Origin of the sequence: Compostibacter hankyongensis (assembly GCF_039541075.1) — a bacterium.
GTDB lineage: Bacteria > Bacteroidota > Bacteroidia > Chitinophagales > Chitinophagaceae > Compostibacter > Compostibacter hankyongensis.
Map to the genome: position 1 here is coordinate 330,466 of NZ_BAABFN010000001.1, position 13,839 is coordinate 344,304.

The following is a 13,839-nucleotide window of genomic DNA, read 5'->3' on the forward strand; positions in this document are numbered from 1 at the left end:
CCTATCCCCGTATGTGCCGCTGTTCGAGGATGCCCGCAATGGCGAGATTTACCCGTTCCCGCAGCGCATTGTAGCTGTTCCAGGCCGTGGTATTCGTATAATAGATCAGCTGAATAACATAGGCGTCGCGGGTGATGTCGTTGAGGTTCAGGGTGTATCCCTCAAGGATCTCGGGCTCGGCCTTCAGGACGGCTTCAATATCTTTTAATACCTGCTCTATGGCCCCGGCATGCGTGTATGCCGGCAGCTCCAGCTTCATCAGCACGCGGCGCTGCGAGATGAGCGTGCCGTTGTCCAGGATATTATCGACCATCTGCTTATTCGGTACCGTTACATACGTCTTGTTGTCCGTGCGGATACGGGTGCTGCGCAGACCGATCTTTTCGACCGAGCCGGAAACGCCGCTGACCGTGACGTAATCCCCTGTTCGGAAGGGCTTGTCCAGCAGGATCACAAAGGATCCGATCAGGTTCTCGATGCTTTCCTTGCCGGCCAGGGCCAGGGCTGCGGCCCCTATCCCCATCGCACCCACCAGCTTGTTGACCACGCTTTCCCCCACCATGAAGCGGAGTATTACGGCCAAGCCGATCAGGCCGATAAAGGCCTTTAACAGGTCCCGGAAGAAAAGGACGATCTGGGCATCCGACTGATTTTTCCGGGAGCTGAGCCTGCGGCTGAGGATCAGGGCCACAAAATCGATGAGCCGGAGGAGTATCCAGAAAAAGGAAACGGTCAGCACGATCAGCTTCAGCACATTCAGCACCGAAGAAAAACGGGTGTTCAGGAAGTGGATGCTGAAATCCAGGACCCTGGGGTACTGAAAGTGATCGATGTTGCCGATAAAGACAAAGATCAGGAGGAAAAGCTCCAGCGGACGCCGCAGCAGGGCCATCAGCTCCTTCTTCTGTACATCCGGAATGCTCCTTTTGACGATCCTGTAAAGCAATCCTATGATCAGACGGGCTATGGGGCCGCGCAGCAGGAATACCAGCGCCAGCATCCCCACCAGCACCAGGTAATCGCCTACAGGATTATCCAGAAAAGAGCGCTCCCAAAACTGCAGCATATGTTCTTATTTTAGCTACGGCATGCGCCATACCGGAATAAAATTAGCATAAATAACGCAGCGGCGGAAAGTCGGCCCGGCTTTCCGCTTAGCTTATCCGCTCTGCCGTGCTGCCGGGGCTGAGTCTGCCCTCTCCGCTGATGAGCAGCACGCCCGGCTGTTTTCCTTTTTCAAAGCTGCCCAGCCGGTCATCCAGCTGCAGGGCTTTTGCCCCGCCGGCGGTTGCCCAATGCAGCAGGGTCTGGACGGAGAGTGCCGGCAGCCGCTGCTGCAGGGTCTTTATCTCGGCCAGGATGGACAGGCTGTGGTTGGAAGCCAGGCTGTCCGTCCCCAGCGCTATGGGAATGCCCTGTCTTTGCAAGGCGGCAATATCCGGCAGCCTGTTCTCGATATACAGGTTGGCATTGGGGCAAAGACAGGCATACAGGGGCTGTCCGGCGGCGGCGGCAAAGGCCCAGTCCTCCTCTGTGGTGTAGGTGTTGTGCACCAGCAGCAGGGGATGCCGGTTCAGGGCCGGCAGCCAGCTCCTGAGGCTGGAGAGGCCGGAAGGCCGGAAGGCCGCAGGTTTGATGCCCAGGCTGTGGTACAGCCGCAGCAGATCGCCCTGCCGTTCCCGGTAGAGGTGATCTTCCGCTGCGCTTTCCTGGTTGTGTATGCTGAGCAGGGCGTTGCCGGGAAAGTCATTGATCAGTCGCAGCAGGGCGGGTGAAACGGAGTAGGGGGCATGGGGCACCACGGAGGCGGCAGGTCCATATCCCGCTTCTCCGGGCGACGATGACCGGAAGAGCGTGTAGAGCTCCCGGGCGGCGGCGAAACGGGCGGCGGCATCCTGCTCCGCCACGCCCATCACTTCCACAAAGGTATGATAGTGCAGCCGGCCTCTTTTCTTCAGCGGCAGGCTTACGGCGGTATTGACAATATCGCCCACCGCCACGATGCCGGCGCGGAACATGTCTTCCTCCGCCTGCTCCATGGCGTCGTTTATGATCGTTTCGGAAAAGTGTCCGCGGAACTTCATCACCCCCAGCAGAAAGTCGGTAAGACCGGTTTTTTCGGGCATATGGCCCTTCAGGTGGGAAAGCTCCAGGTGGCAGTGACAGTTTACAAAGCCGGGGCACAGGATACCCCTCAGATGACGGACGTCCCCGCCGGCATCGCCGGCGGGCAGCAGGTCTGCCACACGACCTTCCTTGTCGAGGACCAGCACGGTGCCCTCCTGCCGAAAACGATATCCGTCGAAAAGCGCATCCGCAGAAAATTTTACCATTTTTGTACCTTAATTTTGCAAAGAGCAAGGACCATCAAAAGTACACATGTTAGACAAACTGGAGGCCATCAAGGCCCGCTTTGAGGAAACCGGCATTGCGCTGACCAACCCCGAAGTGGTGGCAGACAACCGTCGGTTCAGCAAGCTGAGCCGCGAGTATCGGGAGCTGGAAAAGATCGTGAAGGCCTACGAAGGATACAAAAAGAACCTGGAGGATATCGCGTTTAATAAGGAGGCGCTGCAGAGCGACGATGAGGAGATGCGCGAGCTGGCCAAGGCCGAGACCGAAGCTTTGCAGGAACAAAAGGCAGATTGGGAAACGCGTATCCGCAACCTGCTTATCCCCAAGGACCCGCAGGATGAAAAGAACGCCATCCTGGAAATAAGGGCGGGAACGGGCGGCGACGAGGCCGCTATCTTTGCCGGCGACCTGCTGCGGATGTACCTGCGGTACGGAGAGCAGCGGGGCTGGAAGCTGGCGGTGCTTTCCGAAACCGAAGGGGCTGTCGGCGGTTATAAGGAAGTGCAGGTGGAAGTTCAGGGTGAAGATGTCTACGGAATCCTTAAATTTGAAAGCGGAGTGCACCGGGTGCAGCGGGTGCCGGCTACCGAGGCCAGCGGAAGGCTGCATACCTCGGCGGCTACGGTAGCGGTGCTGCCTGAGGCTGAAGAGATCGACTTTGAGCTGAAGGAAAGCGAGGTGAAGATGGAGACGGCCCGCAGCGGCGGCGCCGGCGGCCAGAATGTCAACAAGGTGGAGACAAAAGTGTTGCTGACCCATATCCCCACCGGCACCGTGGTGATCTGCCAGACCGAACGCACCCAGCTGGGCAACCGCGAAAAAGCCATGCAGATGCTGCGTACCCGCCTGTATGAGGAGCAGGTCCGCAAACAGGAGGAAGAAATTGCTCGGCACCGGAAAAGCCTGGTCAGCTCGGGCGACCGCTCCGCAAAGATCCGTACGTATAATTACCCTCAGGGTCGCATTACCGATCATCGTATAGGGATGACCGTTTATAACCTGGATGCTTTTATGAACGGCGATATCGGGGAGATGATCGAAGCCCTGCAGTTTGCCGAGAATGCGGAAAAGATGAAGCAACAGGCCTGAAAGAGCAGCATTAGGAGATTGTATGCTAATGCGTTGTGAAGACAGGTCGGAGATTGGCACAGAACTTGAAACCCTTGCAGCGGCAAGTTGATATAAAATCCATTGTTTCATTTTAATTAACAAAAGCATGATGACAAACAGGACTAAACATCGCAATTCGATAGTTGCCCTCGGCTTGGCAGCTGTCGTGTTATTCGGCTGCGGACAACCCCTTACCCGCACCCAGAAAGGCGCCATGATCGGCACCGGCGCCGGCGCAGCCACGGGCGCCATTGTAGGGAAAGTAGCCGGTAATACGGCGCTCGGCGCTATCATCGGCGCAGCCGTCGGAGGTACTGCCGGCGTGCTGATCGGGAAAAAGATGGACAAGCAGGCCAAGGAAATCCAGCAGGAGCTGCCCAATGCGCAGGTAGAGCGGCAGGGTGAGGGGATCATCGTCACCTTTAACTCCAGCGTATTGTTCGGCTTCGACAAGTCTGACCTTACGGATGCCTCCAAAGCCACGATCGGCGATCTGAATACCATCCTGCAGAAATACCCGGATGAGAATGTGATGATCATCGGTCATACGGACGACAAGGGCACGGATGCCTATAACCAGGGGTTGTCCGAGAGAAGGGCCTCTTCGGTAGCCGCTTACCTGCGGACGCTGGGCGTCAGTTCCTCCCGCATCACCACCAAGGGTATGGGCGAATCCGATCCCAAGGTACCCAATGATTCGGAAGCCAACCGCGCCGAAAACCGCCGCGTGGAATTTGTGCTGACCGCAAATGAAAAGATGAAGCAGGAAGCTCGGCAGGAAGCCCAGCAATAAAGCAAAGCGGGTATTTTACAGTATTCCCATGCGATGTATCAGCATCGCGGTATACAGAAAAAGGTCCTCCCGGGCAAAAGCGCAGGAGGACTTTTTTTATGCCGGAAATCTCCGGATCCACAAACCGGCCCTGGTCTCACCCGGATCTTAAATCCGAACCTCAAACCAGGAAACTTAACAGAACAGATCTGCCGCTATGCCGTCGGCAAAGAGCCTGCCGCGGGGACTGAGCCGGAGACGGGCGCCTTCCTGCAGCATCCGGCCGTCGCGGAGAAATCGGCCGCTTTCTTTTTCCAGCTTTTTGCGCTTTTCGGCGCCGAAACGGCCGGCCACCAGCTCAAGGTCGCAGCCTTCAAGCGTCCGCAGCGCCGTCATGATGTATTCGTTGTATTGCTGATCCGGGGTGAGCACCTCCTGCTCACAGGGAATACGTCCTTCCCGGATACTTTTTATATACAGGGCCGTGTTGGCGATATTCCATTGCCGGGTATGGCCGTTAAAGGAATGGGCGGCGGGCCCCAGCCCCAGGTAGGGAACGCCCTGCCAGTAGCTGCTGTTGTGCCGGGCCCGGTGGCCGGGTTTTGCGAAGTTGGAGATCTCATAATGTTCATACCCCGCGTCTTCCAGCCAGGTTTCCAGCAGACCGGCCTGCCGGGCGGCTTTTCCCGGGTCCACGGGAGGATATTGCTTTCGCCGGATCATGCTGTCGAGCGCTGTATGCGGCTCTACCGTAAGGGCATAGCAGGAAAGATGGGGAAGCCCGAGGCCGAGCAGCTGTTCCACGTTGTGCCGCCACTGCCCGTCATCCAGCGTAGGCGTACCATAGATCAGGTCGGCAGACAGGTTGCTGAAGCCGTGCTGCTGCGCCAGCAGGATGCTTTGCAGGGCCTGCCGGCTGTCGTGCGCCCGGTGCATGCCCCGGAGATCATCCCCGGAAAAGCTCTGCACGCCTATGCTGAGCCGGCGGATGTCCAGCTGCTTCCAGGCCTGCAGCTTTTCTGCGTCTACATCGTCCGGATTGGCCTCGAGGGTGATCTCTGCATCGTGCTCAAATAGGAAGTATCGCCGCAGCTGTCCGAAGATAGCGGCCAGCTCCGCGGTGTCCAGCAGGGAAGGGGTGCCGCCGCCCAGGTAAAGCGTGGCCAGGGGATCCGGGTCCTGCCCTGCGGCGGTAAAAAAATCACCCTGCAGCCGGATCTCCTCCAGCAGCGCCTCCAGCCAGGCCGCGCGCTGCTGCTGCGAGGTGGAAAAGTAAAAATTGCAGTAGTGGCAGGCCTGCCTGCAAAAGGGGATATGGATATAGATGCCGGCCATGCGGCGAAGGTACTGATTCGGGTCTAAACGGAATTTTATATGCTAAAAAGATACCTTTGTGTTTGTGACAGGTAAAGCGATCCTGAACGTTGCCACTGCATCAGAACGTCGATAAGGAAGCACGCGGACAACACCGGACCGAAAAGAGCGTTTGCCTGTATAGTATCCCATGAAGATCATCTTTTGCTATATTCTTTTTTGTTGCTGGCTGGGCAACGCATTTGCGCAGCAGGCAGATAGTCTGCGCCGGGACAGTGGGTCCCGGTCTGTACAGCATACGCAGCCGGCCGGGAAAACGTCATCCGTATCCCGGGGTGCATCCCCGCCATCCGGCCCGGCGCTGCACACGCAGCCGGCCAAGACAGGGACCTCGGTGCTTCCGGCCGGCCGGACTGTTTCCTCCGGCGGGGCACACCGCCCTCCCGCACATGCAGCCGCAGATTCCCCGGCCACAATCCCCGCGGCGACTGCAGTTACGACCCCGTACCCTCCAGGCATTCCCTCGGTGGTGCCGGAGACGCCGCTCAGCTACCGGGGCTTCCTGCAGCAGGCGCTGGACAGCAATGCGGTGTTCTCCGGCGGGAAGCACGCCGTGCTGATGCTCGACAAAGTGCGGCCCCGCCGCTCGGCGAGCGGACTTTTCTACATCGTCACGGGGGTGTTCCTGCTGCTGGGTATCATCCGCTTGGCCTTTGGCAAATACTTTTCCGACCTGTTCCGCGCTTTTTTGAACCCCACGCTCAGCCAGCGGCAGCTGAAGGACCAGCTGTCGCAGACCCCTTTCCCGGCCTTTCTGCTCAACATCTTCTTCAGCGTATCGCTTGGCGTATACCTGTTCCTGATCCTGCAGCTGTATGATTATATCGAGGTGGAACGTCCCCTGTACCTGGTGCCGGTGTTTATCGTGCTGGTAGCCGCCATTTACCTTATCAAATATCTCTTTCTGCGGCTCAGCGGCTGGCTCTTCGGCCTTCCCGAGCTGCTGGATGGTTATATCTTTACCATTTACCTCGTCCATAAGGTGCTGGGTGTGATCCTGCTCCCTTTCCTGTTGCTCCTCGCCTTCGGGGGACCGGAGCTGGCCCGTTCCGCATTATACATTTCACTTTGTTTAATAGTATTACTCGTTGGTTACCGGTACTTAAGGATATACAACGGCCTGCATAATCACATTTATTTCAGCAAATTTCATTTTTTTCTTTACCTTTGCGCCTTCGAAATAGCTCCCGTCCTCATTGTAGGCAAAGGGGTGCTGATTTGGCTAAATGGCACCTCCTGAACGGAGGTTCTGATCTGTTAACTCATTTGGAAAGCGTATGACCAGTGCAGAGCAAAAAGAACCGGGGAAAAGGATCCGCTCTATCCTGATCTCCCAGCCGAAGCCAGAGGCCGAAAAATCTCCTTATTTTGATCTGGCCAAAAAATTCAACGTGGAGCTGGTGTTTCACCCCTTTGTACGGGTGGAAGGGGTGTCCGCAAAAGAATTCCGCAAACAAAAAATCGATATCCAGTCCTATACGGCAGTAATCCTGACCAGCCGCAATGCGGTAGATCATTTTTTCCGTATCTGCGAAGAGATGAAGGTAAAGGTGTCGCAGGACTGTAAATACTTCTGCATTACAGAGGCCGTAGCCCTGTACCTGCAGAAATTTATCCTGTACCGCAAACGAAAGGTATTTTTTGGCGCCGACGGTTCCACAAAAGGGCTGCTCGATGTCGTGGCCAAGCACAAGGATGAAAAATTCCTGGTGCCCCGTTCGGAAACAGGCAAGGAAGACATTCCCAAATGGCTGAAGGAAAATAAATGCGATTATGCCGCCGCCGTCCTGTACAGGACCGTCTGCAACGATATCAGCACCGTTATGCAGGCCAAGCATGATATGATCGTCTTCTTTACGCCCACGGGGGTAAGGTCGCTGGTGGAGAACTTTCCGGACTTCAAGCAGAACGGCACCTTTATCGGCGCCTTTGGTCCCACGACCTCCAAGGCGGTGGAAGAGGCGGGGCTGCGGCTGGATGTGAAGGCGCCCATGCCCGAAGCTCCCTCCATGGTAGCCGTGCTGGAAAATTATCTCAGCGAGGTCAACAAAAAATAACATTCCCCTTCGGCGGAATTACGTTAAATTTATGCAGCAAAGGACAACCTTTAGAAGTTGTCCTTTTTTATTTTATGAAAACGGCAAACCGTCTCATACACGAAAGCAGCCCTTACCTGCAGCAGCATGCCCGTAACCCGGTGGACTGGTATCCCTGGGGACCCGAGGCGCTGCAACGGGCAAAAGAGGAGGATAAGCCCATCCTGGTCAGCATCGGGTATGCCGCCTGTCACTGGTGCCACGTCATGGAGCGGGAAAGCTTTGAAGACGAAGCTACCGCCCGGTTGATGAACGACCATTTTGTAAACATCAAGATAGACCGGGAAGAACGTCCCGACCTGGATCACATATACATGGATGCCGTGCAGGCGTTGACGGGCGCCGGCGGCTGGCCGCTGAATGTCTTCCTCACCCCTGCGGGAGCGCCTTTCTTCGGCGGCACCTATTTCCCTCCGGTAAACGCATACGGCCGTGCCTCCTGGCGGGAGGTGCTGGCGGCTACGGCAGCCGCCTACCGGGACAAGCGGGAGGAGGTGCTGGAGCAGGCGCAGCAGCTGACCGGCTGGCTCCGGAATGCCGCCGCTGCCGGCGCCGGCGGCACCGAAATACCCTCCGGCATCCTGGACACCATGGCCCGGGAGCTGCTGAAGCAGGCCGATACCCGGGAAGGCGGTTTTGGCGCCGCTCCCAAGTTTCCCTCCACCATGGCCCTGCAATACCTGCTGCGGTACCATTCCGCCACGGGCAACGAAGCTGCGCTGGAACAGGTGCTGCTGAGCCTGGACAAGATGAGCGCAGGAGGACTGTACGACCAGGTCGGGGGCGGTTTTGCCCGCTATGCCACGGATGCCCGCTGGAAGGTGCCGCATTTTGAGAAAATGCTGTACGACAATGCCCTGCTGGTAGAGACGCTGAGCGAAGCCTGTCAGCTGACCGGCAAAGAGGCCTATGCACGGACCCTGCGGCAGACCATGGACTATATCACCCGGGAGATGACGGGGCCGGACGGTGGGTTTTATGCTTCGCAGGATGCCGATTCGGAGGGAGAGGAAGGTAAGTATTACCTGTGGGATAAGGCGGAGATAGAAAAGGCGCTGGGCGCCGATGCCGCCTGGTTTTGCCGCCTCTTCCAGGTGACGGACGAAGGCAACTGGGAGGGCCGGAATATTTTGTACCGGACGGTTTCCACAGCGGAATTTGCCCGTCAGCAGGGATGGCCGGAGCCGGAGCTGCTGGAACGGCTGGAAAAGGCCCTGGCGCAGCTGCTGGCCATCCGGCTGCAGCGGGAAAAGCCCCTGCTGGACAACAAGCAGCTGCTGGGCTGGAATGCACTGATGACGGCGGCCTGCTGTAAGGCCTATGCCGCATTGGGAGAGGAAGCCTGGCTGCAGATGGCCCTCCGTAACGCCGCTTTTGTCCGGCAGCGCCTCCGCGATCCGGCGCAAACCGGAGCCCTGCTGCATAGCGACAAAAGCCATAGTCCTCATCCGGCTTTCCTCGATGACTACGCATTTTATATCCGGGCCCTGCTTTTGCTGCAGGAGACTACCGGCGACACGACCTGCCTCGAAGAAGCCGCCGGCTATGCGGAGCATGTGCTGCAGCATTTCGGGGATGAGGAAGGACTTTACTTTTATTATACCGCGGAGGGGCAGCAGGACGTGATCGTCCGGAAAAAGGATCAGTATGACGGCCCCGTCCCTTCGGGCAACGCGGTGATGGCGGACAATCTGCTTCGGTTGGGATTGTTGCTGGAGCGGCCGGATTTCGGACAGCGTGCCCGGCGGATGCTGGAGGGGATGGCGCCGACCGTCATGCGCTACCCTTCTTCCTTCGGCGCCTGGGCCGGCGTGATCTGGTCGGTGGTGCAGGGCATCGCTGAGGTGGCGGTGGTGGGGCCGGCCTACCGGGAACGGCTGAAGGAAATCCTGCCGCGCTGGTTTCCCGCCCGGGTGATGATGGCCGCCGCGGGACCGGACGAGCGGTATCCGCTCCTGCGGGACCGGGAAGGACCGGGAACCCTGCTTTATCTTTGCCGCGACTACACCTGTCTGCAGCCGGTGAAGACGGCGGCGGAACTGTGGGAGCTGCTGGAGCGGGGAAGATTTTTGGCAAAAGATTAACAATAATGCTTTGATCCTTGCGTTTTAAGGAGTTACCATGACTTGTGCGACGATGTGAAAAACCTGTGCAAAAAATAGTAATCTTTAAAATAATAATTACATTTGCTTCCTTGTGATCCTAAAAGAGCCTTTATGCAACCGGATATGCGCAATTATGCTCGCAGCGGTAGTAGGGAAAGAATATGGTTGCAAGCAGCTGCAAGGCGGGCAAGAGGATTGACCGCGGGGAGGTCAAATTACTTATCCATGAATTTCACTACATTCAGAAGCATACTTTTCCTCTCGACGGTGCTGTGGGTGACGAGCAGTTGCGGTAACCGCGGCGCCAAGGATGCGCAGGGGCAGCTTATCGGCGAGTCCAGACGTTCCAGCTACAAGCCGCCGGTACCCCGGGGAATGGTGTATATCCGTCCCGGTTTCTTCCATATGGGGCCGAGCGACGAGGATATCAGCTATGTGTTCACGGCCCGGAACAAGGCGGTGACCATCCCTGCTTTCTATATGGATGCTACTGAGATCACCAACAACGAATACCGCCAGTTTGTGGAGTGGGTGCAGGATTCCATCGCCCATAAGCTGCTGGGCCAGGTAAAGACCTCCGACGATCAGGAATATATAGACTGGTCCCAGAAGATCAACTACGGCGACCCGGCCACCCAGGAAAAGCTGGATGCCATGGTCTATACCCCGGAAGACCGCATCTGGGGCCGCAAGGATATCGATGTCCGCAAGCTGGTATACCATTGGGAAAAATACGATCTCAAGGCTGCGGCCATGGACAAGGGCAAAAGCCCCCGTTCCGCCTTCATCGTGAAAAACGACGTGGCCATTTATCCCGATACCCTTTGCTGGATCAGGGATTTTTCCTACTCCTATAACGACCCGATGGCCAAGATGTATTTTTCGCATCCGGCTTTCGACAATTATCCCGTGGTGGGGGTCAACTGGAAACAGGCATCCGCCTTCTGCCAGTGGCGTACCCGTCTCTGGAATGATTACAGGGCTTCCAAAAAGCAGCCCAGCGCGGGAGAATTCCGTCTGCCTACCGAGGCGGAATGGGAATATGCCGCCCGGGGCGGCAGGGAGCAGGTGCCCTATCCCTGGGGCACGCCTTATCTGCGCAACAAGAAAGGCTGTCTGCTGGCTAACTTCAAACCCGGCCGGGGAGATTATACCGAAGACGGCGCGCTCTATCCGGTAAGGGCAGATGCTTACTGGCCCAACGACTGGGGTCTTTACAACGTATCCGGCAATGTGGCGGAATGGACCTCCTCCGCCTATTATGAGGACGGCTACAGCTTTGCCATGGACTTCAGCCCGGATATTCAGGTAAATGCGGCGGACAGCGCCGCTCCGCGGATGAAGCGTAAGGTGGTGCGCGGCGGCTCCTGGAAGGACATAGGCTATTTTCTGCAGACAGGCACACGCAGCTACGAATACCAGGACACGTCCAAATCCTATATCGGGTTCCGCTGCGTAGCGGATTTCCTGGGCCGCTCCAAGAACGATTACGGGCGTTAAGCCTGGAAAAGGAGCATAAAAAGTACACACACGTCACTACAAAAACAGCAAATACTCAAAAGAACGGTTAAACCATGGCTAATTTCTTCACAACCAAGAAAGGAAAAGATACGCTGAACGTTATCTTCAGCGTGGGGGCGGCAGTCGTGATCTTCGGCGCACTCGCAAAAATAGAACACTGGGGCGGTCCGCTGAGCCATGCGCTGGAAGTGGGCATGCTCGTGGAAACGGTCGTGTTTCTGCTGATGGCGCTTATCCCGGCCGAAAAGGAATACCACTGGGACCGTTTTTTCCCCAACATCACCATGAGCCCGGAAGAGGAAAAATCCCGTACCGGACGTTTTGAGATGACTCCCTTTGCGCTGGGCGGCTCCCAGGGCAACCCCGCGCTGCAAAAGATGGATCGTATGCTTGAGGAGGCGGATATTACCCCCGCCAACCTGCAGAAGCTGAGCGATAATTTCCAGCGTCTCGGCAATACCGTGGACAAGATGAGCGAGATATCCGACGTGGTGGCCGCTACGGGCGACTACACCCAGCGTACCCGCGAGGCCACCGTAGCCCTTTCCAGTATGAAAGAGGCCTATGAGGCCGCCGGGTCTGCCGTGCAGAGCTTTAACAACGCTTCGGGATCGGCCCAGACCTTTCATGAGCAGCTGCAGACCATGACGCAGAACCTGGCCTCGCTGAATGCCATTTACGAACTGGAATTACAGGATACCAATAATCACCTGAAGGTGATGAACAAATTTTACAGCAGCCTTGCCGAAGCTTCCGAACGGATGACGGTCGGCGCCGAAGACGCCCGGAAAACCCAGGAGCAGATCGCCGTGCTGGCCCGGAACCTGTCTTCGCTGAACGCCATCTACGGAAATATGCTTTCTGCCATGCAGGGGAGCAGGTAATCCGCAATCGTAACCTGAACGGATATCGACGAACTGAACGACAAAAATTCCAAGCGTAAAAAAGGTTAATACCGATGGCATTACCCAAAGCACCCCGGCAAAAGATGATCAACCTGATGTATATCGTGTTGACCGCTATGCTGGCATTGAATGTATCTGCGGAGATCCTGAATGCGTTTAAAACCGTGAACGAGAGTATCGGCAGGTCCAATACCTCCATCACGGATAAAAACAATATTATTTATCAGCAGTTTGCCAAACAGATGGAGGTGGACCCCCAACGGACCGCCCCCCTTAAAAAGGCGGCTGAAACAGTGAAAAAGCAGAGCGCGGACATGTACAACTACATCGAAACCCTGAAGGAGGAGATCATCCGTGAAAGCGGGGGCCGCGATGCCGACAGCCAGATTGCCAAGATCGACAACCTGGATGCCGCCTCCCGCGTTATGGAAAACCGGAAGCGGGGACCCGAGCTGCAGCGGAGGCTGGAGCAGTTCCGCGAAGCGCTGCTGAAGAACTATACCGACCCGGCACAACGGCAGATGGCCGAAAAAACCTTTCCGCTGACCATCGAAATGCCGGCCAAGACCCAGAAAAAAACCTGGACCCAGGCCCATTTCGATATGGTACCCACCATCGCCGCCGTGACCATCCTGAGCAAGTTCCAGAACGACGTAAAGAATGCCGAGGCCCAGGTGATCGACGATCTGTACAAACGGATCAACGCCCAGCAGTTCACCTTCGACACCTATACGCCGCTGGTATCGGCCAGCTCCGGCTATGTCATGAACGGACAGGCCTATGAAGCCAAGATCATGCTGGGCGCCTACAGCTCTACGGTCAACCCCACCATTACGGTAAACGGGCAGCCGGTGCCGGTGGAAAACGGGGTGGGCACTTACAAGATAAACGCCTCCGGCATAGGAGAGCATACCTACAACGTGGCCGTGGCGCTGAAAGAGCAGAGCGGACAGGAAAAAACCTTTACCACCTCGGGCACCTATATGGTCGGCGCTTCCTCCGTATCGGTATCGGCCGATAAGATGAATGTGCTGATCGCCGGGCTCGATAATCCCGTATCCGTGGCTGCAGCGGGCGTGCAGGTGGAAAGCGTGAGCGCTTCCATCACCGGCGGCTCCCTCTCCAAGACCGGCGCGGGGCATTACGTGGCCCGGGTGCCGGCTTCGCTGATCGGCAAGAATGTGCAGATCAACGTTTCGGCCAATATCGGGGGGGCAACCAAAAATATGGGGGCGATGACCTTCCGGGTGGGCCGGCTTCCCGACCCCGTACCGGAAGTGGGAGGCAGCAACGGCGGACAGATGAGCGCAGCCGCCTTCCGGGTACAGAAAGGCGTGGCCGCCACTTTAAAGGATTTTTATTTTGATGCCAAGTTTGTAGTCACCAGCTTCCGGATGGGCTTCAGTGGTACGGGATTCCCGGATTACCTGGAAAAAGTATCCGGCTCGGCCTATTTCACATCGGATATGCAGCAGCTGATGAGCCGCTGCCGCCCGGGCACACGGGTGTATATCGACGATATCCGGGCCAAGGGACCGGACGGGCTTACCCGTAAGCTGCCGAGCATCAATTTCAGACTGAACTGAGTGCTTTAAAACCTG

At 57.0% G+C, this 13,839-nt stretch carries 11 protein-coding genes; 8 read left to right on the forward strand and 3 right to left on the reverse strand.

What is annotated here, in order from left to right; translation table 11 throughout:
* Nucleotide 1: 1 nt before the first annotated feature.
* Complete coding sequence (locus tag ABD851_RS01285; protein WP_344974063.1) at nt 2-1,066, reverse strand: mechanosensitive ion channel family protein; 1,065 nt, start codon at nt 1,064-1,066, stop codon at nt 2-4.
* A gap of 88 nt (nt 1,067-1,154) precedes the next feature.
* Entirely contained in the window at nt 1,155-2,333 is a 1,179-nt protein-coding gene (locus tag ABD851_RS01290) for an amidohydrolase family protein (RefSeq protein ID WP_344974067.1), read from the reverse strand.
* A gap of 46 nt (nt 2,334-2,379) precedes the next feature.
* Here ABD851_RS01290 and prfA point away from each other — a divergent pair, with 46 nt between their 5' ends.
* Together prfA and ABD851_RS01300 are read left to right on the forward strand one after the other, a co-directional pair.
* A complete protein-coding gene (prfA, locus tag ABD851_RS01295; RefSeq protein ID WP_344974070.1) occupies nt 2,380-3,444 on the forward strand; it encodes a peptide chain release factor 1 in 1,065 nt (354 codons plus the stop codon).
* Nucleotides 3,445-3,574: 130 nt separating this feature from the next.
* Nucleotides 3,575-4,258, forward strand: a complete 684-nt coding sequence (locus tag ABD851_RS01300; RefSeq protein WP_344974074.1) for a YiaD family glycine zipper/OmpA-like lipoprotein — start codon at nt 3,575-3,577, stop codon at nt 4,256-4,258.
* 174 nt (nt 4,259-4,432) lie between these two features.
* On the opposite strand, the gene hemW is transcribed toward ABD851_RS01300, so the two are convergent.
* Complete coding sequence (gene hemW, locus ABD851_RS01305) at nt 4,433-5,572, reverse strand: radical SAM family heme chaperone HemW (RefSeq protein WP_344974078.1); 1,140 nt, start codon at nt 5,570-5,572, stop codon at nt 4,433-4,435.
* Nucleotides 5,573-5,741: 169 nt separating this feature from the next.
* On the opposite strand from hemW, the gene ABD851_RS01310 reads away from it, so the two are divergent.
* From ABD851_RS01310 to porM, 6 genes are all read left to right on the forward strand, one after another.
* A complete protein-coding gene (locus tag ABD851_RS01310) occupies nt 5,742-6,851 on the forward strand; it encodes a DUF4271 domain-containing protein (RefSeq protein WP_344974081.1) in 1,110 nt (369 codons plus the stop codon).
* A gap of 37 nt (nt 6,852-6,888) precedes the next feature.
* Nucleotides 6,889-7,668, forward strand: a complete 780-nt coding sequence (locus tag ABD851_RS01315; protein ID WP_344974084.1) for a uroporphyrinogen-III synthase — start codon at nt 6,889-6,891, stop codon at nt 7,666-7,668.
* A 74-nt stretch (nt 7,669-7,742) separates the two neighbouring features.
* Nucleotides 7,743-9,791: a thioredoxin domain-containing protein gene (locus ABD851_RS01320; RefSeq protein ID WP_344974087.1), complete on the forward strand. Its 2,049-nt coding sequence runs from the start codon at nt 7,743-7,745 to the stop codon at nt 9,789-9,791.
* A 246-nt stretch (nt 9,792-10,037) separates the two neighbouring features.
* A complete protein-coding gene (gene porK / locus ABD851_RS01325; protein WP_344974090.1) occupies nt 10,038-11,312 on the forward strand; it encodes a T9SS ring complex lipoprotein PorK/GldK in 1,275 nt (424 codons plus the stop codon).
* A 74-nt stretch (nt 11,313-11,386) separates the two neighbouring features.
* On the forward strand, nt 11,387-12,217 hold the full coding sequence (gene porL / locus ABD851_RS01330; protein ID WP_344974093.1) for a type IX secretion system motor protein PorL/GldL: 831 nt from the start codon (nt 11,387-11,389) through the stop codon (nt 12,215-12,217).
* Nucleotides 12,218-12,291: 74 nt separating this feature from the next.
* A complete protein-coding gene (gene porM, locus ABD851_RS01335; protein ID WP_344974097.1) occupies nt 12,292-13,824 on the forward strand; it encodes a type IX secretion system motor protein PorM/GldM in 1,533 nt (510 codons plus the stop codon).
* Nucleotides 13,825-13,839: the final 15 nt, after the last annotated feature.